This window comes from Aminobacter sp. Piv2-1, assembly GCF_037625995.1.
Lineage (GTDB): Bacteria > Pseudomonadota > Alphaproteobacteria > Rhizobiales > Rhizobiaceae > Aminobacter.
Genome location: NZ_JARKMU010000006.1, coordinates 87,897 through 109,725 on the forward strand (window position 1 = coordinate 87,897; position 21,829 = coordinate 109,725).

Below are 21,829 nucleotides of genomic sequence, written 5' to 3' on the forward strand. Positions count from 1 at the left end.
TCCCCCAGGAGAACCAGACATGACCGTGAGAGTTGCCATCAATGGTTTCGGCCGCATCGGCCGCAACATCGTCCGCGCCATCTATGAGTCCGGCCGCAAGGACATCGACGTCGTCGCCATCAACGATCTCGGCCCGGTCGAGACCAACGCCCACCTGCTGCGCTACGACAGCGTGCATGGCCGCTTCCCGCACGACGTGAAGGTCGACGGCGACCAGATCATCATCGGCTCCGAGAAGTTCAAGGTCACCGCGATCAAGGATCCGGCGCAGCTGCCGTGGAAGGAACTCGGCGTCGACATCGCGCTCGAGTGCACCGGCATCTTCACCTCGAAGGACAAGGCCTCGGCGCACCTCGCCGCCGGCGCCAAGCGCGTGCTCGTCTCGGCCCCGGCCGACAACGCTGACCTGACGGTGGTCTACGGCGTCAACCACGACAAGATCACCAAGGACCACCTGGTCGTCTCCAACGCCTCGTGCACCACCAACTGCCTGGCGCCGGTTGCCAAGGTCCTCAATGACGCCTTCGGCATCGAGAAGGGCTTCATGACCACGGTCCACGCCTACACCGGCGACCAGCCGACGCTGGACACCATGCACAAGGACCTCTACCGCGCCCGTGCCGCCGCGATGTCGATGATCCCGACCTCGACCGGTGCCGCCAAGGCCGTCGGCCTGGTGCTGCCGGAGCTCAAGGGCAAGCTCGACGGCGTGTCGATCCGCGTGCCGACCCCGAATGTCTCGGTCATCGACTTCAAGTTCGTGTCCAAGAAGACAGTCACCGTGGACGAGGTCAACGCAGCGCTCGTCGCCGCCGCCAACGGCTCGCTCAAGGGCATCCTCGCCTTCACCAACGAGCCGCTGGTCTCCATCGACCTGAACCACAACCCGGCCTCATCGACCTTCGCGCTCGACCAGACCAAGGTCATCGACGGCAACCTCGTCCGCGTCATGTCCTGGTACGACAACGAGTGGGGCTTCTCGAACCGCATGGCCGACACGGCCGTCGCTTTCGGCAAGACCATCGCCTGATCAGGCACACCGACCGGGACCCATCCGGTTCCACAGGAACGCCCGGCTTCGGCCGGGCGTTTTCGTTTTTGCTGCACTGCAGAAAAATCTTTGGCCCAGGCGGCAAAAAAGCATTCTTGCTTGCGCATGGCCTTTTCTTCGCCGCACTCTGAACCGACGCAGCAAATATCTGCTTCGCGGACGGGTCGGCATGGAACAGGCTGTATATCTTGTCACTCTGGTAGGCACGACGCTGGTCGTCGCCGCCGCCTTTTCGAGCCTGATCGCCTTCCGCTTCGGCGCCCCGCTGCTGCTCTTGTTCCTCGGCATCGGCCTTGCCAGCGGCGTCGATGGCCTCGGCATCGTCTTCGACAATGCCCACATTGCCTATTTCGTCGGCTCGATCGCGCTCGCCGTCATCCTGTTCGATTCCGGCTTCGGCACGTCGGTCGGCGTGCTGCGCCAGGCCGGCATGCCGGCGCTGACGCTCGCCACCGTCGGCGTCGCCATCACCACCATCATCTTCGGCGTCGCCGCCCACTACCTCACCGGCTTCAGCTGGCTCGAATCCTTCCTGCTCGGCGCGGCGGTCGCCTCCACCGACGCAGCCGCCGTGTTCTTCCTGCTGCGTGCCGGCAACATCAACCTGCGCGAGCGCGTCCGCTCGACGCTGGAGATCGAGTCCGGCACCAACGACCCGATCGCCATCTTCCTCACCATCACCCTGGTCGAGATCATCGCGCTCGGCGCCAAGCCCGACGCCGACCTCCTGCTCGTCGATCTCGTCATCGGCTTCTTCGTCCAGATGATCCTGGGCGCGGCCATCGGCCTGCTCGGCGGCTTCCTGATCGTCAAGCTGGTCGAGCGGCTCAACCTCGACCGCGGGCTCTTGCCCATCTTCGTGCTGACCCTGTCGCTGCTGGTCTTCGCCGCCGCCGGCGCCATCGGCGGCTCCGGCTTCCTCGCCGTCTATCTCGCCGGCCTCGTCGCCGGCAACTCCGACATCCGCGCCGTCTCCGCGCTCAAGCGCTTCCAGGACGGCATGTCCTGGCTCGCCCAGATCATCATGTTCCTGGTGCTCGGCCTGTTCGCCACGCCCTCGCAGTTCCCCGAGATCCTGCCGGCGGCCCTGGTGCTCGGCCTGTTCCTGATGTTCGTCGCCCGCCCGGTGGCCGTCTGGCTCTGCCTCATCCCGTTCAACATCCCGCGCCAGGAAACCGCCTTCATCTCCTGGGTCGGCCTGCGCGGCGCGGTCTCCATCCTGCTCGCCATCACGCCGCTGCTCGGCGGGCTCGAGCATGGCCGCACCATCTTCAACATCGCCTTCATCGTCGTGCTGGCGTCGCTGATGGTGCAGGGCTGGACGGTCGGCCCGCTCGCCCGCCGCCTCGGCCTCATCGTGCCGCAGCGCTACGGCCCGCTCGACAAGGTCGAGCTCGAGCTGCCCGGCTCCGCCCACCACGAACTGCTCGCCTACCGCGTCGTGTCCGGCTCGCCCGTCGCCAGGGGCCAGCGCATCCCGCGCTGGGCGCGGCCGTCGCTTGTGGTGCGCGACGGCCGCTCCATGCGCTTCCAGGACATGGGCCGCCTCATGGCCGGCGACAACGTCTACATCTTCGTGCCCGACCGCTATCCGCGCCTGCTCGACCGGCTGTTCGCCAGCCGCGCCGAGGTCGATGCCGAGGACGAGGATTTCTTCGGCGCTTTCACCGTCGACCAGACCCATCTCGCCGGCGAGCTGGAAGCCGTCTACGGCGCCTCGATCAGGGAGGAGGAGCGCAGCCTCACCATCGCCGAACTCATCACCCAGCGGCTGCGCGGCCATGTCGAATATGCCGACCGCGTCTCGCTCGGCCTGATCGACCTGATCGTCCGCGACGTCGACGAGAAGGGCCGCATCGTCTCGGTCGGCCTCTCCATCGAGCCCGCCCCCCCGCCGCCGCCGGTTCCCGTCTTCCTCAGCGCCGGCGAGATCCGCGACCGCGTCGCCGCCTTCTTCGCCCGCCGCAAGGCGCCGGCGGCAAAGGACATGGCCGCAACCACATCCGAAGGCCTTTCCGAGGACGCCTGAGGCGCCGACGTCCGTTCTTTCGGGCCTTGCCGGCGGAACGCCGGAAGCGCGAGTGCATTCTATGTCCGGGGCGCACCGTCAAGGCGGACCGCGTGCGGGCAAACGGGGCGGGAGCGGACTTCCAGCAACGAAAGGACGAGGACATGGCCATCGCCAAGAACACGATCTGCCTGTGGTACGACAAGGACGCCGAGGCCGCGGCCCGCTTCTATGCCGAGACCTTTCCCGACAGCTCGGTGCATGCCGTCCACCGCGCTCCCGGCGACTACCCGTCCGGCAAGGCGGGCGACGTGCTGACGGTCGAATTCACCGTCGCCGGCATCCCCTGCCTCGGCCTCAATGGCGGGCCCATGTTCAAGCACAACGAGGCCTTCTCGTTCCAGATCGCCACCGACGACCAAGAGGAGACCGACCGCTACTGGAACGCCATCGTCGGCAATGGCGGCGAGGAAAGCGCCTGCGGCTGGTGCAAGGACAAATGGGGCGTCTCCTGGCAGATCACGCCGCGCGTCCTGACCGAGGCGCTGGCCGTCGGCGGCGACGAAGCCAAGCGCGCCTTCGAGGCGATGTTGGACATGAGCAAGATCGACGTCGCCGCGATCGAGGCGGCGCGGCGCGGCTGACGGCCCCGGCTTGACGCGCCGCCGCCCTTGCGGAGCCCGATGCCCCTGTTGCACAACAGGGCATGTCCAGGACCACGCCCGCCACCCTCATGCTTGCCAAGGCCGGCGTTCCGTTCGCGCTCGCGACCTATGACTACGACGCCGGCGCCGAGCGCGTCGGGCTGCAGGCGGCGGAGGCGATGGGGGTGTCGCCGGCAATCGTGCTCAAGACGCTGATGGTCGAGGTCGACGGCAAGCCGGCCTGCGTGGTGGTGCCCTCCGACCAGGAGGTCAACATGAAGAAGGTCGCGGCCGCCTTCGGGGCCAGGTCGGCGCAGATGATGAAGCCGGTCGATGCCGAACGGCTGACCGGCTACAAGGTCGGCGGCATCAGCCCCTTCGGCCAGCGCAGGCAGGTCCAGACCGCGGTCGAGGAAATGGCGACGCTGGAGGACGAGATCTTCCTCAACGGCGGCCAGCGTGGCCTGCAGATCCGCATGCGCCCCGACGACCTGATCGCAGCGCTCGGCGCCAGGGCGGCCGACCTCATCCGCTAGACAGTTCCATGACGGCTACGGCGCGGGATGTGGCCCGCCCTCACTTGCGCGCGTCGATGAAATGCTGCTTCAGCCGGGCGACGTCCGCGGCCGGCCAACCCACGCCGGTCACCTCCAGCCAGGCGTCGATATAGTGCTCGGCGGCATAGACGTGGCCGTGGCCGATCGGCGACGTCGTCGCCATGGCGACGTCGAGCAGGAGCTGCAGGAAGGTGACGACCGGATACCAGCGCAGGTCCGGCGACACGTCGGGCCCGCGCGGCGCCTTCATCCAGTCCGGCTCGCTGTAGAAGGCGTGCGGGTCGAAGAAGGTGATCGGGTCGCTGGCATATTGCAGGTAGACGACGCGCAGCGGCCCCCACGTCGCGCCCGGCATGGCGAGCGCGTTCTTCTGCGCGGTGAAGCGGACATAGGAGCCGTCGCGGAACTCGGGCAGCCAGGCCGGCGTGCCGGGATTGCGGTCGGCGGTGATCGCGTTCCAGATGCGGCTGGGAAAAGGCGGTCCCACCCACAGCGCGCCCTGGTAGGGGTCGCCCAGCACCTCGAACAGTTCGTTGGAAAGCTCGGACGACAGCGCGCCGAGGCTGAGGCCGTAGAGATAGAGCTTCGGGCGCCCGTCCTTGGGCAGGGTGCGCCAGTAGCCGTAGACCTCGGCGAACAGGGCGCGCGCCTGCTCGGCGCCGTAGCCCGGTTCGACCAGCAGCGACAGCCAGCTCGCCAGATAGGAATATTGCGCGGCGACACTGGCGATGTCGCCGTCATGCAGGAACTCGACCGGATCGATTCCCTGCTCGTCGACCCAGCCCGTGCCGGTCGGCGTGATGATGACGAGTGCTGCGCGGTCGAAGCCGCCGGCCCGCTTCAGTTCCTCGAAGGCGAGGCGGGCGCGCTGCTGCGGCGTCTCCGCCGATTGCAGCCCGACATAGACCCGGATCGGCTCCTTCGCCGGCCGGCCGGTGACGGCCTCGATCTGCGCGGCCGTCGGCGCGCTGGCGATGTAGGAGCGGCCCATGCGGCCGAGGTCCTGCCAGTGCACCAGCGAGCCGGCACTGCCGGTCTTGCCCGGGTCGGCGGGCTGCTCCGTCTCGGGCGGCATCAGCGCGTCGAGCCGCTGGAACGAGCTGTCGGCGGCGCGCAGCGCGTAGCGGAAGATCACCCCGTCGGCCACCGACCAGAACAGCAGCACCGAGAGCGTGGTGCCGATGACGTAGGAGACGCGCGTCGGCACGTAGCGGCGCAGCCGCTCGGAGATGAACACCAGCGTCAGCTTGAACAGCCGGGCAAGCGCCACGATCACCGCGAAGGTGATCAGCGCGATGCCGCCGACCTCGAGCGGGTGGGCGGTGTCGAGGGGGTCGAGCCCCATGACGACGCGGATCGAGTTCTGCCACTCGGCCGCGCGCCAGAGGAAGATCAGCCCGACGATACCGCAGGCGAAGGCCGCGGCGAGCTTGCCGAGCCTCAGCGTGCGCGCCTCGAGTTCGGGCAGTTCGAGATAGCGCCACAGCCAGCGCAGGAAGAAGCCGATGCCGTAGCCCGCCGCAGCCGAACAGCCCGAAAGCACGCCCTGGGTGATATAGTTGCGCGGGATCAGCGTCGGCGTCAGCGAGAAGGCGAAGAACAGGGTGCCGATGAGCAGGCCCGTCGTCGAGAACGAGTTCCAGTATCTGATCGTCCAGTTGCGCACCGCATCCGCCCCGGTTTCCGGTCCGGGGCAACTTGCCTCGGGCTTGGCGCGCAGGCAATGCCACAGCGTCCAAATGTGGGAAGGAAGCATCAGCACCCCTACCACCGCGGTCCCCTGGGTTGGGGACCGGCAGACTTCGGCCCCAAGCGCCCTCGTGGTTCGACAGGCTCACCATGAGCAACCATTAGTTTTGGATTTGCCACGGGGTATTTCTGGCGAGCACGGTATTGGCAAAGATGACGAGCTTTCTGGCACAGGCGACGAGGGCGCTATACGCCGATCCCCCGCGCCTTCAGCGCGTCGGTGATCTCGTCGAGGATGGCCGGATCGTCGATGGTCGCCGGCATCTTCCACGCCTCGCGGTCGGCGATCTTCTGCATCGTGCCGCGCAGGATTTTTCCGGACCGCGTCTTGGGCAGGCGCTTGATGGTGACCACCATCTTGAAGGCGGCGACCGGGCCGATGCGGTCGCGCACCAGGCCGACGACCTCCTTCTCGATCAGAGTGGTGTCGCGGGCGACGCCCGAGTTCAGCACGATGAAGCCGCAGGGCACCTGTCCCTTCATGGCGTCGGCGATGCCGATGACGGCGCATTCGGCGACGTCTGGGTGCTCGGCGACCACCTCCTCCATGCCGCCGGTCGACAGGCGGTGGCCGGCGACGTTGATGATGTCGTCGGTGCGGGCCATGATGAACAGATAGCCGTCGTCGTCGATGTAGCCGGCATCCGCCGTCTTGTAGTAGCCGGGGAACTCCGCGAGATAGGCATTGAAGAAGCGCTCGTCGGCATTCCACAGCGTCGGCAGGCAGCCGGGCGGCAACGGCAGCTTCACCACCACGTTGCCGAGCGTGCCGTGCCCGACCTCATGGCCGGCATCGTCGAGCACGCGCACGTCGTAACCCGGCATCGGCACGCAGGGCGAGCCGTACTTGACCGGCAGCAGGCCGAGCCCGGCCGGGTTCTGCGAGATCGGATGGCCCGTCTCGGTCTGCCACCAGTGGTCGACGACCGGCACCTTGAGCTTCTGCTCGGCCCATTTGATCGTCTCGGGGTCGGCGCGCTCGCCGGCGAGGAACAGCGTGCGGAACTTCGCGAGGTCGTATTGCGGCACGAACAGGCCCTGCGGGTCCTCCTTCTTGATGGCGCGGAAGGCGGTGGGAGCGGTGAACAGGGCGACCACCCCATGTTCCGAAATGACACGCCAGAATGTCCCGGCATCGGGCGTGCCCACCGGCTTGCCCTCGAACAGGATGGTGGTGGCGCCGTGCAGCAGCGGGCCATAGACGATGTAGGAATGGCCGACGACCCAGCCGACGTCGGAGGCCGCCCAGAAGACCTCGCCCGGCCTGACGCCGAATTCGTTCTCCATCGACCATTTGAGCGCGACCATGTGGCCGCCATTGTCGCGCACTACGCCCTTGGGCTGGCCGGTGGTGCCGGAGGTATAGAGCACGTAGAGCGGGTCGGTGGCGGCCACCGGCACGCACGCGACGGTGCGGCCTGCGGCGCGCGCCGCCCCCACAGCCTCGGCATAGTCGACGTCGCGGCCGGCGACGAGGTCGCAAGCCAGCTGCGGCCGCTGCAGGATCAGGCAGCCGTCGGGCTTGTGGCCGGAAAGCTCGATCGCCGCGTCCAGCAGCGGCTTGTAGGCCACGACGCGGCCCGGCTCGATGCCGCAGGAGGCGGAGATGATGTATTTCGGCGTGGCGTCGTCGATGCGGGTGGCGAGTTCCTTGGCGGCAAAGCCGCCGAACACGACCGAGTGGACGGCGCCGAGCCGCGCGCAGGCGAGCATGGCGACGGCGGCTTCCGCCACCATCGGCATGTAGATGATGACGCGGTCGCCTTTCTGGACGCCCTGGTCGCGCAGCACGGCTGCCAGCGCGTTCACCTCGGCGAGCAGCTCCGCATAGGTGAACTTTTTCTGCGTGCCGGTGATCGGGCTGTCGTGGATCAGCGCCACCTGGTCGGCGCGGCCGGCAGCGACGTGGCGGTCGAGCGCGTTGTGGCAGGTGTTGCATTCGGCACCGGCAAACCAGCGGCCGTAGACGCCGCCATCGGCATCGAAGACCTTGTCCCAGGGCTTGAACCAGTCGATGTCGCGCGCCGCTTCGGCCCAGAAGCCCTCGGGGTCCCGAACCCAACCGTCATAGACCTCGTGATAGCGAGATGACATGGCGTCTCCTTCCCAGGATGTTTTTGCCCCTGCGGGCTTCTTCTTTGTTGGCTGAATTTCTACCGTCTTCGCTCTCGGGACGTCCATTTGACCTTGGTTGAACGGCAGGGCCGCAAAGCCCGTTTCGGCGCGGATTTCGACGCGCTTCCGTGCACGGCCGCTGTTCCAAAACCGTAGCGCACAATAGCAGATGCCACGCCATGCTTTGACAGGTGCGCGCCGAATTGCTCAAAGGGCGGATATGTCGAAGGCGCTGTCGCTCATCATCCTCGCCATCATGGCGATCCAGCTCATCAAGCCTCTCGGCCTGCCGGGCCTCAGGCAGCGCCGCGATTTCTGGAAGCTGGCGGTGCTGGCGCTCGCGGCAATCTCCGCGACCGCACTTCTGGGGCATGGCTAGGAGGAGCCCGGCAGGTTGGGGCCTACGACGCCTTTGCCGATGCCAGCAGATCCGACTCTATCAGTATCAGCTTCTCGCCGTTCATCAGGCTGTCGATCTTCCTGCCGGCCAGCGATGCAAAGACATGGCTCAGGCAGCCCCGGCCGGGCAGCATGAAGTCGTGCGGCTCGATGACGATGCAGGGCGTATCGCAAAGCAGCTCGCCGCAGTCGCGCGTCGCCTCGAGTTCCGCTCCTTCGATGTCCATCTTCAGCATCAGCAGTCGCGCTCGCGGTATCCTGGCAAGCAGGCTGCGAAGCGTGATCGAAGACACGCCCCCTCCGTCCAGAACGCCTCTCGACCAGGACGGACCGTCGTTCATGCGGAGCGCGACTTCGCCGTCGCGATCCCAAAGTGCGCCATGGAAGGGCACGATCCGGTCCAGTCCGGCACAGTTCGAGATCAGCATTTCGTAAGCCTGGGGATCGGGCTCGACCGCAGCGACGACGGCCTCCGGATAGCGATCGCGAAGGTAGATCGTCGAGTAGCCGACATTGGCTCCCGCATCGACGATGACCGGCGTCGATCCGCCCTGCCGCCACAGCCTCGCGAGCCGGTTGAGCGCGTCCCTGCCCTCACCGCCGATCTCGTATTCCTGGTTGCCGAAAATCTGCGACACGACGAACAGGTCGCTGTCCAGGGGCCTGATGCTGAGCAGGTGATCCTGATGGAAGGCATTGACCGGCGAAGGCAGGCGCAGTGCCCGGCGCAGCAGTACCGACGCAGACTTCCTCAAGCCGATGGCGCGGACGAGACCATCGACCTGATGTCCCTTGATGAGCAGGCTCCTGATCGTCATGGCACACCCTATGTGCCGGAAAACATGCGCTTCAATCTGCCGCGTGGCAGACGCGGCTACCAACTTCGACGGTGGTGACGGTCCGGAGGGCTGAATTCTGGATGCTGGGGAACCCGCGATCGGGGCCGGTTCGGCCGTTTTGGGGCCGATCTTGCAGGCGTTCGCGATTGCCTTGCCTGGGGATGATGGAGCCCGCCGGAGCCAAACCCCGTCCCAACTCCGGCGAGTCCATCCCTGATCTTGAGACAAATCAGGACCGGCAGTGACCGGCAAACCTTGCCGTGCACGGAACATGCCAGCCGGAGCTGTGCCGGAACGGGACAGATGCCGGGACGCCTCGCACGCGACCGGCGAGACCGGTCACCTTACCTCGCCCTGTGTCACGTCGAGCTGCTCGATCGAGAAGCGTCGCGGCGCGCCCAGCGCCCACAACAGGTCGCCGCCGGCGGACGGGGCGGTCGTCACCGAAAGGTCGATCGTCGTCAGCTCGCCGGTCGTCGACACCGGTTTCCCGTCGATGAGCACCTGGGATGTCCCGGGCGGCACCACAAGCGTCGTCTCCGAGCCGAGATCCTTGATCGCGCCGATGTCGACGATCTCGGTCTGGCCGTCCTTCGTCACCTCGGCAGAAACCGCCAGCGAAACGCTTTTTGGGATGCCGCCCTTGACGGTCGGCGACACCACCACCTTCGGCGTCGACAGGGCGTCGAGCAGGACATTGGCGCCGTCGGCCGTCTGCGCGTAGGCCGACGAAAAGAGCTCCAGCTGGGCACCCTCCACCTGCTTGCCCGTCGCACCCGCGACGATGTTCACCAGGATGGCCGGTGCGGCGACCCCGGCAAAGATGGCCTGCCTCGCCTCGTAGCTGGTATTGGTCAGCGCCACGCCGCCGCCGACGATGGCCCACAGCAGCACGCCGAGATAGAGCCCGATTTCCGGCAGGTTGGTGGACGGGGCCGCCACATAGGTGCTCGCCATGTTGGCGATGGTGGGCAACGTTCCGCCGAACGCGCCATAGGCGAAAGCATTCAGTCTCGTCGTCATTGCCGGCCCCGCCGATCCAGCTCAATCAACAGTAGCAGTACTATATTTATGCAACTATATGGCGCATCCCTCGAAATCACAAGCCCGGACCGCCGGTTCGGCATGGACGCCGCAGCCCCGGACGGCGACGGCGGCCGCGCGAAGGTTGGGGTCGAACGCAAGAGGCGCTTGGCAGCGCGCGCGCCCGGTGCTTTGGTGGCGCTTGAAGGGTGACCAACGCCATGGCGGGTGGCGGGGGCCTCGCGCCCCGGCCAAGGCCGGCCATCCAAAACTGCTTGGGAATATCCTGGACCGAAGATGACGATGGAAGCGGACCGCGAGGTCAAGATCCCCCTCGGGGCCGAGACGGCGGCGGCCATGGTCGTCGCGCTGGTGACCTACACGCTCGTCCACTACGCGGTCGTCAGCGTGGTCATGATCGGCGCGGACGTCTTTCCCGATGCGGTCGCCCTGCTTTTGTGGGGCACCCGGCCCAATGTCGTGCGCGTCGCAGCCGCCCTGCTCGGCGCCGCCGCGGGCGTGTGGTCGGCCAGGCTGGTCTGCGACTTGACGCTCGCCACCTACCAGCAGCGCCCGGTGTTCTGGATGTTCGCGGGCGTGCTGGGGGCGATGACGCTCGGCAAGATCTGGACGCCCTCGGTGGCGCAGCAACTGGCGGTGGCGGCGCAATATGCGGCGGCCATGGCGACGGCCTATCGGCTTTACTGGCGCAATGAGGCGGTCGCGCCGGCAAGCCCTGCTCTTCTCCCCGACGCGGAGAAGCTGGCCGCGAAGCGGCCGGATGAGGGGGCGTTCGGCCCTCAAGCCGAACAAGACCAGTAAGAAAAAAGCCCCGGATCGCTCCGGGGCTTTTCGCATTCTTGCCTGACGGCATGGCTTACGCCGCCTTTTCCAGCGCCGACTTCCACTGGCCGAGCGCGGCCAGGTGGTTCATGTGGGCGCGGTGGGTGAAGGCAGCCTGGCCGGCGCCGAGGTTCTCGGCCTTGCCCGACCATGCCTTCTGCGGGGCTGCCTGCAGCGCGCGGCCGTAGGAGAAGGTCAGCTTCCACGGATGCGGGCCGATGGCGTTGATGGCGTTGAGGTTGGCGGTAGCCTCCTCGTCGGACTGGCCGCCCGACAGGAAGGCGATGCCCGGCACCGCGGCCGGCACCGTCTCGCGGAACAGCCTGATGGTCTTTTCGGCGATCTCCTCGGCGCTGGCCTGCCTGGCGGCCTTCTTGCCCGAGATGACCATGTTCGGCTTCAGGATCGTGCCCTCGAGCTTCACCCGCGCGGCGTAGAGCTCGTCATAGAGCTTGACCAGCGTCGCCTTGGTGACGTCGTAGCAGGTGTCGATGTCGTGGGCGCCGTCCATCAGCACTTCCGGCTCGACGATCGGCACGATGCCGGCTTCCTGGCACAGCGCCGCATAGCGGGCGAGCGCCTGGGTGTTGGCAGAGATCGAGTAGGCCGACGGCACGTTCCTGCCGGTGTCGATGTCGATCACCGCGCGCCATTTGGCGAAGCGGGCGCCGAGCCTGTAGTAGTCGGCCAGGCGCTCGCGCAGGCCGTCGAGGCCTTCGGTGATGGTGTCGCCGGGGAAGTTGACGATCGCCTTGGCGCCGGCGTCGACCTTGATGCCGGGGATGGCGCCGGCGGCCTTGATCAGCTCGACCAGCGGCGTGCCGTCGGCTGCGTTCTGGCGAATGGTCTCGTCGTAGAGGATGACGCCGGAGATGTACTTGGTCATCGCCTCCTTGGTGCGGAACATCATCTCGCGATAGTCGCGGCGGCTGTCGGCCGTCGACTCGACGCCGATGACGTCGAAACGCTTCTTGATGGTGCCGGAGCTTTCGTCCGCAGCCAGAATTCCCTTGCCGTTCGCCACCATGGCGACGGCGATGTCCTCGAGACGTTCGCTCATACAAGTACCTCCTGAATGATGACGGGGCGCATAGCAGATGGTTTTCCCGAACGGAATGCCGCCGGGAAGCCTAAAACCGATTGAAATTTTTTCAATCGGTTTAGCAAGGATCACGAATGAGACCGGCAACGCGCCAAAGGTTATCGGCGGTGCCACACGTGTGGCGACCGGCCCTGAACACAGTCCGCCAAGACGGCTGAGGACACAGAATCAACATGTTAGAACGCCGCGCATCCCCGATTGGGAGGCGCGGCGTGCTGGAGATAAACCCTCGCGGGAAGGAGGCGCCGCGGCTCAGGCCTTGAGCACTTCCACGCCCGGCAGCTCCTTGCCTTCCATCCATTCGAGGAAGGCGCCGCCGGCGGTGGAGACGTAAGAGAAGTCGTCGGCCACGCCGGCGTGGTTGAGTGCCGCCACCGTGTCGCCGCCGCCGGCGACCGAGACGAGCTTGCCCGCCTTGGTGCGGGCCGCCGCGTGCTTCGCCGCGGCCACCGTCGCCCTGTCGAAGGGCTCGATCTCGAAGGCGCCGAGCGGACCGTTCCACACCAGCGTGGCGGCGCGGTCGATCCAGTCGTTGATCGAGGCCACGGTCTTGGCGCCGACGTCGAGGATCATGCCGTCCGCCGGCACCGCGTCGATCGCCACCGTCTCGTTGGCGGCACCCGCCTTGAACTCGCGGGCGACCACGCCGTCCGACGGCAGCACGATGGCGCAGCCGGCCTGCGCCGCCTCGATCATGATCTGCTTGGCCGTGGCGGCGAGATCGTGTTCGGCGAGCGACTTGCCGACATTGGTGCCGCGCGCGGCGAGGAAGGTGTTGGCCATGCCGCCACCGATCACCAGCGCGTCGACCTTCTTCACCAGGTTCATCAGCAGGTCGATCTTGGTCGAGACCTTGGCGCCGCCGACGATGGCGACCACCGGCTTGACCGGCTTGCCGAGGCCCTTCTCCAGCGCCTCGAGCTCGGCCTGCATGGTGCGCCCGGCATAGGCCGGCAGCTTGTGGGCGAGGCCTTCGGTCGAGGCATGCGCGCGGTGGGCGGCCGAAAACGCGTCGTTGACGAAGATGTCGCCATTGGCGGCAAGCTTCTCGACGAAGGCCGGGTCGTTCTTCTCCTCGGCCTTGTAGAAGCGGGTGTTTTCGAGAAGCAGGATGTCGCCGTCCTTCATCGCGCCGACGGCAGCCTCGGCCCTCTCGCCGATGCAGTCGGCGGCGAATGCCACGGGCCGGCCGATCACCTCGGCGGTGGCGGTGGCGATGGGCGCCAGCGACAGGGCCGGGTCCGGACCTTCCTTCGGGCGGCCGAAATGCGCGAGCAGGATCACCTTGGCGCCCTTGCCGGCGAGTTCCGTGATGGTCGGCGCCACGCGCTCGATGCGGGTCGCGTCCGTCACCTTGCCGTCGGCAACCGGCACGTTGAGGTCGACGCGGACCAGAACCCGCTTGCCGCTGACGTTGCCGATGGTGTCGAGTGTCTTGAAGCCGGCCATGGGGTTCCCTTTCCCTTAGAGATGGCGCGGACCATACCCAGCGACGCCGCGGATGCAAGGTTTGCGCGGCGGCGCGGGTGGAAAATAGTGCGGTTGTGTGCCGGAGAAGCGCGGCATCGATGCCCTCCCTCCCCCTTGTGGAGAGGGATAAAGGGTGGGGGTGCTTGGGTGAGAGCCGCAAGTACTCGTGCGGCGGCGGACCGCCCCCCCCCGCGCGCGCATCGGCGAGCCGGAGGAAATCGCCGCCGTCGCCGCATTCCTGGCTTCCGATGACGCCAGGTACATCACCGGCCAGACGATTTTCGCCGATGGCGGGCGGCTGGCGCTCAACTACATGGTGCCCATCAAAGCCTGAGCAAGGGCAATTCCAGGAAAAGTGCGCAGCGGTTTTTCGTCCGGAATTGCGTCAAAACAAGGAGATGGAGCGTTTCCAAGATTCGAAGAAAGGCGGAAGCGCTCCGGGGTGTACCGGGATTCAGGTCAGGCCGAGTCGAAAATGGCGGCCCCCGAGAACCGGAACGGAGCGTACGTTCAGGTACGCGAGTACCGGAAGCGCAGGGGGCCGCCGTTTGCAGGCCGGCCTCACCTGAATCCCGGCACACCCCTCCTGACAGACTGCTGTCAGGAGGGGTGTGAGATAGTCCTCCGGTAAGAGACAAGGAGGATAGCCATGAGCACGTTCACACCCGATATCTTCCGCGCGGTCAGGCACTATGCGGGCAAGATCAGGACCATCCACAATGAGATTCGCACCGAGCGCTTCATGAACTCGCTTCCGGACGACATCCGCAAGGACATCGGCTGGCCCGACCGTTTCGGCCGGCGCGGCGACAGCAACTGACACGCAGGGAAGGAAATCCAATGACCGCCACCAGGACCATCGGGCTGCTGTTCATCGAGGGTTATGCCGACTGGGAATACGGCCTGCTGGCGGCCTCGGCGGTCGAGTGGTTCGGTCTGCGCACGGTGTCGCTTTCGCCGCACGCATCGCCGCTGACCTCGATCGGCGGCGTCAAGCTTGTCGCCGACCGCAGCGCCGATCCTGCCTATAACGGCGACCTCGACGCCATCGCCGTCATCGGTTCCGACGGCTGGGCGGCCGAGGATGCGCCGGACGTTGCGCCGCTGCTTCGCGCGGTGGCGGAACGCGGCGGCGTGGTCGCCGGCATCTGCGGCGGCACGCTGGCGCTGGCGCGCGCCGGCCTGTTCGAAGGTGTCTCCCACACCTCCAACGGCCGCGACTGGATCCTTGGCCACGAGCCCGGCTATGCCGGCGCTTCCGGCTACCGGGACGTGCCGCATGCGGTCGCCGATGGCAGGATCGTCTCCGCCCCGGGCTCGGCCCCGGGCACCTTCGCGATCGCCGTCCTCGAGGCGTTACTGCCGGAAAACAAAGAACAATTCGGCCAGATGCGGGCGATGTTCGCGCGCGAGTTTTCCGCACGCTCCTGACACTATGCTGTCAGGAGGCCTGTGCGATGATACACTCGCAATGTCTCGCCATGCCCGCAGGAGGAATGGGGTGAAGACTTGGACCGAAAGGCTGAACACGAAAGGCATCAACGGCATCAAGCCGTCGCCGCGCAGCTTTTCGGATGTCGTCGAGGGGCAAAGCATGCTGGTGCCCACCGCGCGGCAGGTCGACGACTTCATCCGCACCATTCCGCAGGGTGTGCATCTCGACGTACGGACCCTGCGGCGGGAGTTGGCCCGATGCCACGGTGCCGAGGTCACCTGTCCGGTGACCATCGGCTACCACCTGAGAACGGTGGCGGAAGCCGCCAACGAAGACGTCGAGCGCGGTGCAGGCTTGCGTGACATCACGCCCTTCTGGCGCGTGCTCGACAAGACGACGCCCACCACGGGCAGACTGTCTTTTGGCCAGGCTTTCGGCGCTGCCCAGCGCCGGCGCGAGGGCCTGCCGGAATAGCGCATCGCCTGCGGTCGCGGCGGACCGTCGGAACCACGATGCGATGGAAAATGACGTCGGACGTCATTGCGACGCGATCCAAAGCGCGCGACGTCCCGGATTTCGAGGGACTTGCATGAGACGAGCCGACAGGCTTTTCCAGATCGTGCAGCATCTCCGCGGCGGCCGGTTGGTCACCGCGCAGAAGCTGGGTGCCTGGCTCGAGGTGTCCGAGCGCACGATCTACCGCGACATCGCCGACCTGCAGTCGACGGGCGTGCCGATCGATGGCGAGGCTGGTGTGGGCTACATCATGAGGGAGGGTTTCGACCTTCCGCCGCTGATGTTCACGCGTGACGAGATCGTTGCCCTTGTTGCCGGCGCCCGCATGGTCCGCGCCTTCGGTGGAGCGGCCATGGCCCGGGCCGCCGACGAGGCGCTGGTCAAGATCGGCGCCGTCCTGCCGGACAGCGAAAGGGACCGCATCGCCCGCACCGAGATCCACACGCCGATGTGGGTGGTCTCGGACGCCGACCGCGAGGCCATCGACCTGATCGAGCGCGCCGTCGAGAAGCGCCAGGTGCTGCGCCTCGACTACAACGACGAGGCCGGGCGCGGCTCGGCCCGCGACATCCGCCCGCTCGGGCTGTGGTTCTGGGGCAAGGTCTGGACCCTGATCGCCTGGTGCGAGATGCGCGACGATTTCCGTGCTTTCCGCATCGACCGCATCTCCGCCGTCACCTCGGCCGGCCGCACCTTCAAGCCCGAGCGCGGCAAGCTTTTGGTGGACTACTACCGTAGCGTCGAGCGCAGCGAGACTTTTGGAACCGACCGCAGCTCGCGCGGATGAGAATTTTTGCTCATTCCTGGAATAGGTCGGCGTGGGAACCGGTGCGCGCCAGCTGCAACTCTTCGCCGACGACGCGGTAGATCAGCAGCCAGTCGGGCTCGATGTGCGCATCCCGGTAGCCCTTCCAGTCGCCTTTGAGCGGATGACCCCGTTAGCGGTCAGGGAGTTCTGTGCCTTCCAGCAGAATTGTCAGCACTTCGCGCAGCTTCGCCATGTCCTTGCCGCGCTTCTCGATCCGCTTGACGTCCCGCCGGAACTGCGAGGAGCGGACCGGCGTCAGGATCAGATGCCGAGATCCTTGAACAACTCATCTGCCGAGGACAGCCGCTTGCCCTTGCCTTCTTCGAGTTCGGTCATCGCCTTGCGGGTCGTCGCGTTGGGCACTTTCACTGGAAAGGGAAACTCCTTGTCCGCGGCCACACGCATCAACAACAATCGAATTGCATCCGACACCGACAGCCCCATGGACGCAAGCGCCTCGGTCGCCTGCTCCTTGGTCGCTGCATCGATGCGAGCGCGAACAACCGTTTCCGTAGCCATTTACTGAACTCCATTGTAGCTACAATGTAGCCACGCACACTTGCTTCCGCAAGACTGCGCTCCAGAAGTCCCGCGCTGGATCGATCAGGTCCATCAAAAATCGTCGGCTGACGCTTGAGAAGCGATTGGCCGGCGATCAAGCTCGCCCCGTTGCGCAACGAGACATCCACCCATGAACATGGACATCAAGGAAATAGACGGCGCCTGCCATTGCGGCACGGTGCGCTTGCGCGTCAGGCTGTCGGACGGGCTCAATTCTGCGCGGCGCTGCACGTGCTCCTATTGCCGGATGAAGGGCGCGGTCGCGGTCTCCGCCGACCTCGGCGGCGTCGACGTGCTGTCAGGTGCCGACGCGCTCACCATCTACCAGTTCAACACCATGTCGGCGAAGCACTATTTCTGCTCGAAATGCGGCATCTACACCCACCACCAGCGCCGCTCGAATCCCAACCAGTACGGCGTCAACGCCGCCGTCCTCGCCGACGTCAGCCCCTTCGATTTCGCCGAGGTCCCGGTCATGGACGGCGTCAACCATCCCTCCGACCACGCGGGAGGCCCGCGCGTCGCCGGCACGCTGCGGTTCGTGGCTTCAGGGCAGTAGTTTCAGGGCAGTAGGGCAGTGAGTTTGGCGCCTCTGCCCTACTCACTACTCCCAACGCAAAAAGGCCCCGCAGTGCGGGGCCCTTTTCGTTGCGAACGGCACCAGCCGCTCAGAACTTGTCTTCGTCTTCCTCGTCGTCGGTCTTCTTCGACTTGAGCGCCGAGAGCTTGGCGAAGACGGCGTTGGCGTCGAGTTCCTTCTCCTCGTCCTTCGGCGCTGCTTCCTGCGGCGTCAGGCGCTCGGTCAGCGCGGCGGGCAGCAGGGTGTCGCCGACAGGCGCCGGCGCCTCGCGGCCGCGCGAGGCGCGCTGCACCTCGATGTCGAGGTCGATCTGCGAGCACAGGCCGAGCGCCACCGGGTCCATCGGCGTCAGCTGCGCGATGTTCCAGTGCTTGCGCTCGCGGATCTGCTCGATCGTCGCCTTGGTCGTGCCGACCAGGCGCGAGACCTGCGCGTCCTTGAGCTCGGGATGGTTCTTGACCAGCCAGTAGATGGCGTTCGGGCGATCCTGGCGCTTGGACAGCGGCGTGTAGCGCGGGCCCTTGCGCTTGGTCTCGGGCACCCGCACCTTCGGCTCCGACAGCTTCAGGCGATGGTTGATGTCGGCCTCGCCCTTGGCGATCTCGGCGCGGCTGAGCTGGCCGGTGATGACCGGGTCCATGCCCTTGATGCCCTGCGCCGATTCGCCGTCCGCGATCGCCTTCACCTCGAGCGGGTGCAGCGAGCAGAACTGCGCGATCTGGTCGAACGACAGCGCCGTGTTGTCGACCAGCCAGACGGCGGTCGCCTTGGGCATAAGCAGCGTATTGGCCATGCGAGATATCCTCTTCGTTCGCCCGCGTCCCTCGCGCGGGCGGTGGATAAAGACCACCAAGTTGGGAAATTCGGCCCGTATATAGACGCATTCGCCCCGATCCGCAACGACTTTGGCCGGAGCCGCCGACCGACCGCAAGGCCGGCCTTTTCCGGCCTGGTCCCGGGCCTGGGCCGACGCAAAAAGCCCCGCTTCCGGACATTCCGGAAGCGGGGCATGATCGCCGGCGGGACCGTTGCCGGCGAAGCCGTTACTTCAGCTGGTCGGCGACCGCCTCGATCGCCTTGACCGCGCAGGCTTCGTCGAAGTTGCCGCCCGGCGCGCCGCCGACGCCGATGGCGCCGATCACCGCGTCGCCGGCCTTGATCGGCATGCCGCCGGCCAGCACCAGGAAGCCGTCGATGTCGACGAGGCCGGCAGCGCCGGGGTTCTTCTGCACGTTCTCGGCCATCTTCGAGGTCGGCGTGCGCGACGAGGCCGAGGTGAAGGCCTTGTCCTGGGCGGCCGAGACCGTGTGGGTGCCGGCATTGTCGGCGCGGACCAGCGCCCGCAGCACGCCGGCGCGGTCGACCACGGCGGCGGTCACGTTGTACTTGTCGGCAGCACATGCCTGCACTGCGCGCTGGGCGATCTCGACGGCGAGGCCGGAAGAAATGTTCTTCTCGGTCAGCACCTGGGCGGAAGCGGCACCGGTGACGGCGACGGTGGCGGCGGCTGCAAGGAGGATGCTCTTGATCATGACTGGGTTCCTGTCCTGATGATGTCTCGGGAGAAAGCGTTTCGCTTGTCCGGGATCAGAACTACCCAAATCGCCGCCGCGGCAGAATCCGCGATGCCACCACCCGGCCTAGGTAGGATTACCTACTTTCCCGTCAGCGCCAGCCGCACCTGCTCGGCCACCGAGCTGGTGCCCAGCTTCTCGGCGATCTTGGCCCGGTGCGCGTCGATGGTCCGCGCCGAGACCTCGAGCGCTGCCGCGATCTCCTTGCTCGCCCAGCCGCGCGCCACCATGTCGAGCACCTCGCGCTCGCGCTCCGTCAGTTTTGCCAGCAGCACCCGCGCCTCGCGCTTCTCCAGCCCGGCGTCGAGGCTCAAAAATGCCTGCTGCAGCGCGTCGACCAGCACCTCGCCGTCGATCGGCTTGGTGAGGAAATCCTGGATGCCGGCCTTGAAGGCGCGCCGGCAGGCGGCGACGTCGCCATGGCCGGTGATCATGATCGTCGGCCAGTCGATGCCGCGCTCGGCGAGCTTCTGGTGCAGCTGCAGCCCCGACACCAGCGGCATGCGCAGGTCCACCACCAGCACGCCCGGCCTGTCCTCGTCGACATGCGCGAGGAACGTCGCCGGGTCGCCAAAGGTCTCCGCCGCGATCCCGTAGGTCGAGAGCAGGAACGCCAGCGCCTCGCGCACCGCCTCGTCGTCGTCGACCAGATAGACCCTGTGCATGCCCTACCTCTCCCCGGCCAGCGGCAGCGATATCGTGAACCGCGCCCCGCGCGGCGCGACGTTCTCCGCCTCGATGCGCCCGTCCACCCGCTCCACCAGCGACGCGCACAAGGACAGCCCCAGCCCCATGCCGTCGGCCTTGGTGGTGAAGAACGGCGTGAACAGTTTTGGCAGCACCTCCGCCGCGATCCCCGGCCCGTCGTCGCCGACCGTAAGCCTCGCCTCGCGCCCCACGGCCCGCGTCGCCACCGTCACCGTCCCGCCGGCGCCTGTCGCCTCCGCCGCGTTGCGGATCAGGTTGTGCAGCACCTGCTCCATCTCGATCGCGTCGACCACCGCATGCGGCGCCGGCTCGCCGAGCTCCAGCACCAGCGCCACCTGCCGCCGCTCGAGGTCGGTGCGGGTCAGCGCCACCACCTCGGCGACGATGGCGTTGAGGTCCTGCCGCGCCCGCTCCGGCGCCTTGTTGGAGGCATAGTCGCGCATCCGCCTCAGCATCTCGCCGGCGCGCTTGGCCTCGCGCACGTTGACGTCGAGCGCCCCCGAGATCATCGCCATGTCCGGCTTGTCCGCACGCGCCAGCCTGAGCGCCGCCTGGCTGCGGCTGAGCAGCGCGGTCAGCGGCTGCGTCAGCTCGTGCGCGATGCCCGAGGCCAGCTCGCCCATGGCGTTGACGCGCGAGGCATGCGCCAGCCGCGTCTCCCGCTCCTGCACGGCAAGCCGCTCCTCGGCCTCGCGCGCCGCAAGCTCGGAGCGCCGCACCGCCGCCCGCTGCCCGAGCGCGAACACCAGCACCAGCGTCAAAATCCCCGCCACCGCGGCAAAGCCGAGGAACCGTTCCGGCGGCACGAGTGCCGCCAGCGGCAGCGCCCGGTCGAGCGAAAGCAGAAGCCGCTGCCCCTCGCCGTCGATCACCTTTTGGAAATGCGGCACGGCCAGCCACGAAACCCCGAGCCCCAGGCCGGGCTCCGCCGGCTGCTCCACAAGAACCTCGCCGTCGAGGCTGAGCTCGAGATGCGCCCAGGCCGGCCGCTCCTCGGGCACCAGAAGCTGCGCCGCGTCGATCAGGAGAACCACCGCCAGGTGCGAGGTCCCCGAGGCGCGCTTGGCGAGCAGATAGCGCCCCTCGCCCGCCGGATAGATGCTCGCCTTGCCGCGCACCTGCGCCGCGATCTGTTGAGCCAGCGGCGCGAGGTCGACGCCGCCGCCCGGCGGCACCGTCACCACGTCGCGCACCACGACCGGCCCGCCGGCTCCATCACCTTCGGCCTGCGACCCTTGCGCGCCGCCCACGCCCGCCGGCTGAGATGCCCCGCTCCCCTCGGCCCCCGCCTGCCCCGAAACGCCTGCCGGCTGCGATCCGCCGGCGTCCGATCCCTGCGCCCCGCCACCGGCGCCGCTCGCCGCCCCTTGCGCTCCGGCTGCGCCGCCCGAACCGGCCACCGGGTCGAGCGAAACCAGCGCCAGCCAGGCGATGCGCGGATAGAAGCGCGTGATGCTTTCCATCACCTGCCGGATCGCCCCTGGCGGCGCGGGCTCGGCCCCGCTCGACAAGGCGATCAGGCTGGTCAAGTGCGCGTCATGCTGTGCCACGCGCTGCGAGATCAGCCGGTGCAGGGTCCGTCCCGTCACCTCCAGCTCGTCCGCCATCCGCGTCCGCGACGTCTCGACGGACACGGCGACGAACGCCACGAGTGCGGCGAGCCAGAGCGTGAGGCCGAGGAGGCGGGGATTGGAGAGGGGTGAGGTCACGTGGGATCAATGTTGGGCCAGAACTCGGCGCCACCATAGTCGAGGACCAATCCGAAAGGAACGGAGCAACTGGTTCGGGGCCGGAAGCAGACTGATCGCTTTGAACACACATGCCACGAAGCCAACCCAAGGATGATG

The 21,829-nt window shown here is 67.1% G+C and carries 23 protein-coding genes and 1 pseudogene; 12 read left to right on the forward strand and 12 right to left on the reverse strand.

What is annotated here, in order from left to right; translation table 11 throughout:
* Positions 1-19: 19 nt before the first annotated feature.
* The 4 genes from gap to ybaK all read left to right on the forward strand — a co-directional run bounded on the left by gap (position 20) and on the right by ybaK (position 4,239).
* The gene (gap, locus tag AmiPiv_RS12680; RefSeq protein WP_340037828.1) at positions 20-1,030 is read left to right on the forward strand and encodes a type I glyceraldehyde-3-phosphate dehydrogenase; all 1,011 of its coding nucleotides are present in this window, start codon (positions 20-22) and stop codon (positions 1,028-1,030) included.
* A 190-nt stretch (positions 1,031-1,220) separates the two neighbouring features.
* Entirely contained in the window at positions 1,221-3,080 is a 1,860-nt protein-coding gene (locus AmiPiv_RS12685) for a potassium/proton antiporter (RefSeq protein WP_340037829.1), read from the forward strand.
* Between the two features lie 149 nt (positions 3,081-3,229).
* The gene (locus AmiPiv_RS12690; RefSeq protein ID WP_340038103.1) at positions 3,230-3,703 is read left to right on the forward strand and encodes a VOC family protein; all 474 of its coding nucleotides are present in this window, start codon (positions 3,230-3,232) and stop codon (positions 3,701-3,703) included.
* A gap of 62 nt (positions 3,704-3,765) precedes the next feature.
* The gene (ybaK, locus tag AmiPiv_RS12695) at positions 3,766-4,239 is read left to right on the forward strand and encodes a Cys-tRNA(Pro) deacylase (protein ID WP_340037830.1); all 474 of its coding nucleotides are present in this window, start codon (positions 3,766-3,768) and stop codon (positions 4,237-4,239) included.
* Positions 4,240-4,279: 40 nt separating this feature from the next.
* Here the strand turns inward: ybaK and AmiPiv_RS12700 are convergent, their stop codons facing one another.
* The gene (locus AmiPiv_RS12700) at positions 4,280-6,016 is read right to left on the reverse strand and encodes an alpha/beta hydrolase (RefSeq protein ID WP_340037831.1); all 1,737 of its coding nucleotides are present in this window, start codon (positions 6,014-6,016) and stop codon (positions 4,280-4,282) included.
* A 179-nt stretch (positions 6,017-6,195) separates the two neighbouring features.
* Entirely contained in the window at positions 6,196-8,103 is a 1,908-nt protein-coding gene (locus AmiPiv_RS12705) for a propionyl-CoA synthetase (RefSeq protein WP_340037832.1), read from the reverse strand.
* A gap of 241 nt (positions 8,104-8,344) precedes the next feature.
* On the opposite strand from AmiPiv_RS12705, the gene AmiPiv_RS12710 reads away from it, so the two are divergent.
* Complete coding sequence (locus tag AmiPiv_RS12710) at positions 8,345-8,503, forward strand: hypothetical protein (protein ID WP_340037833.1); 159 nt, start codon at positions 8,345-8,347, stop codon at positions 8,501-8,503.
* Between the two features lie 22 nt (positions 8,504-8,525).
* Here AmiPiv_RS12710 and AmiPiv_RS12715 read toward each other — a convergent pair whose 3' ends face one another.
* Both AmiPiv_RS12715 and AmiPiv_RS12720 read right to left on the reverse strand, forming a co-directional pair.
* Complete coding sequence (locus AmiPiv_RS12715; protein WP_340037834.1) at positions 8,526-9,341, reverse strand: FkbM family methyltransferase; 816 nt, start codon at positions 9,339-9,341, stop codon at positions 8,526-8,528.
* A 360-nt stretch (positions 9,342-9,701) separates the two neighbouring features.
* Entirely contained in the window at positions 9,702-10,385 is a 684-nt protein-coding gene (locus AmiPiv_RS12720) for a hypothetical protein (RefSeq protein ID WP_340037835.1), read from the reverse strand.
* Positions 10,386-10,682: 297 nt separating this feature from the next.
* On the opposite strand from AmiPiv_RS12720, the gene AmiPiv_RS12725 reads away from it, so the two are divergent.
* Positions 10,683-11,207 (forward strand): hypothetical protein, encoded by a 525-nt coding sequence (locus AmiPiv_RS12725; RefSeq protein ID WP_340037836.1) that lies wholly within the window; start codon positions 10,683-10,685, stop codon positions 11,205-11,207.
* A 55-nt stretch (positions 11,208-11,262) separates the two neighbouring features.
* On the opposite strand, the gene AmiPiv_RS12730 is transcribed toward AmiPiv_RS12725, so the two are convergent.
* Positions 11,263-12,288, reverse strand: coding sequence for a class I fructose-bisphosphate aldolase (locus AmiPiv_RS12730; protein ID WP_340037837.1), 1,026 nt, complete (start codon positions 12,286-12,288; stop codon positions 11,263-11,265).
* A gap of 294 nt (positions 12,289-12,582) precedes the next feature.
* Positions 12,583-13,779: a phosphoglycerate kinase gene (locus AmiPiv_RS12735; RefSeq protein ID WP_340037838.1), complete on the reverse strand. Its 1,197-nt coding sequence runs from the start codon at positions 13,777-13,779 to the stop codon at positions 12,583-12,585.
* 187 nt (positions 13,780-13,966) lie between these two features.
* Here AmiPiv_RS12735 and AmiPiv_RS12740 point away from each other — a divergent pair, with 187 nt between their 5' ends.
* The 5 genes from AmiPiv_RS12740 to AmiPiv_RS12760 all read left to right on the forward strand — a co-directional run bounded on the left by AmiPiv_RS12740 (position 13,967) and on the right by AmiPiv_RS12760 (position 16,538).
* Positions 13,967-14,134, forward strand: coding sequence for an SDR family oxidoreductase (locus AmiPiv_RS12740; protein ID WP_340037839.1), 168 nt, complete (start codon positions 13,967-13,969; stop codon positions 14,132-14,134).
* A gap of 315 nt (positions 14,135-14,449) precedes the next feature.
* A complete protein-coding gene (locus AmiPiv_RS12745; protein ID WP_340037840.1) occupies positions 14,450-14,620 on the forward strand; it encodes a hypothetical protein in 171 nt (56 codons plus the stop codon).
* Between the two features lie 20 nt (positions 14,621-14,640).
* The gene (locus AmiPiv_RS12750; RefSeq protein ID WP_340037841.1) at positions 14,641-15,231 is read left to right on the forward strand and encodes a DJ-1/PfpI family protein; all 591 of its coding nucleotides are present in this window, start codon (positions 14,641-14,643) and stop codon (positions 15,229-15,231) included.
* Positions 15,232-15,301: 70 nt separating this feature from the next.
* Positions 15,302-15,709, forward strand: coding sequence for a hypothetical protein (locus AmiPiv_RS12755; protein ID WP_340037842.1), 408 nt, complete (start codon positions 15,302-15,304; stop codon positions 15,707-15,709).
* Between the two features lie 115 nt (positions 15,710-15,824).
* Positions 15,825-16,538, forward strand: a complete 714-nt coding sequence (locus AmiPiv_RS12760; protein ID WP_340037843.1) for a helix-turn-helix transcriptional regulator — start codon at positions 15,825-15,827, stop codon at positions 16,536-16,538.
* 10 nt (positions 16,539-16,548) lie between these two features.
* On the opposite strand, the pseudogene AmiPiv_RS12765 reads toward AmiPiv_RS12760, so the two are convergent.
* Both AmiPiv_RS12765 and AmiPiv_RS12770 read right to left on the reverse strand, forming a co-directional pair.
* A pseudogene (locus AmiPiv_RS12765) lies at positions 16,549-16,824 on the reverse strand (type II toxin-antitoxin system YafQ family toxin).
* Positions 16,821-17,078, reverse strand: a complete 258-nt coding sequence (locus tag AmiPiv_RS12770; RefSeq protein WP_340037844.1) for a type II toxin-antitoxin system RelB/DinJ family antitoxin — start codon at positions 17,076-17,078, stop codon at positions 16,821-16,823. The pseudogene AmiPiv_RS12765 and the gene AmiPiv_RS12770 overlap by 4 nt, the downstream one beginning before the upstream one ends.
* A 172-nt stretch (positions 17,079-17,250) precedes the next feature.
* On the opposite strand from AmiPiv_RS12770, the gene AmiPiv_RS12775 reads away from it, so the two are divergent.
* Entirely contained in the window at positions 17,251-17,679 is a 429-nt protein-coding gene (locus AmiPiv_RS12775; protein ID WP_340037845.1) for a GFA family protein, read from the forward strand.
* A gap of 109 nt (positions 17,680-17,788) precedes the next feature.
* On the opposite strand, the gene AmiPiv_RS12780 is transcribed toward AmiPiv_RS12775, so the two are convergent.
* The 4 genes from AmiPiv_RS12780 to AmiPiv_RS12795 all read right to left on the reverse strand — a co-directional run bounded on the left by AmiPiv_RS12780 (position 17,789) and on the right by AmiPiv_RS12795 (position 21,691).
* Entirely contained in the window at positions 17,789-18,493 is a 705-nt protein-coding gene (locus tag AmiPiv_RS12780) for a DUF1013 domain-containing protein (RefSeq protein WP_340037846.1), read from the reverse strand.
* 250 nt (positions 18,494-18,743) lie between these two features.
* On the reverse strand, positions 18,744-19,232 hold the full coding sequence (locus tag AmiPiv_RS12785; RefSeq protein ID WP_340037847.1) for a GlcG/HbpS family heme-binding protein: 489 nt from the start codon (positions 19,230-19,232) through the stop codon (positions 18,744-18,746).
* Between the two features lie 122 nt (positions 19,233-19,354).
* Positions 19,355-19,939 (reverse strand): response regulator transcription factor, encoded by a 585-nt coding sequence (locus tag AmiPiv_RS12790; protein WP_340037848.1) that lies wholly within the window; start codon positions 19,937-19,939, stop codon positions 19,355-19,357.
* Between the two features lie 3 nt (positions 19,940-19,942).
* Positions 19,943-21,691: a sensor histidine kinase gene (locus AmiPiv_RS12795; protein WP_340037849.1), complete on the reverse strand. Its 1,749-nt coding sequence runs from the start codon at positions 21,689-21,691 to the stop codon at positions 19,943-19,945.
* Between the last annotated feature and the right edge of the window lie 138 nt (positions 21,692-21,829).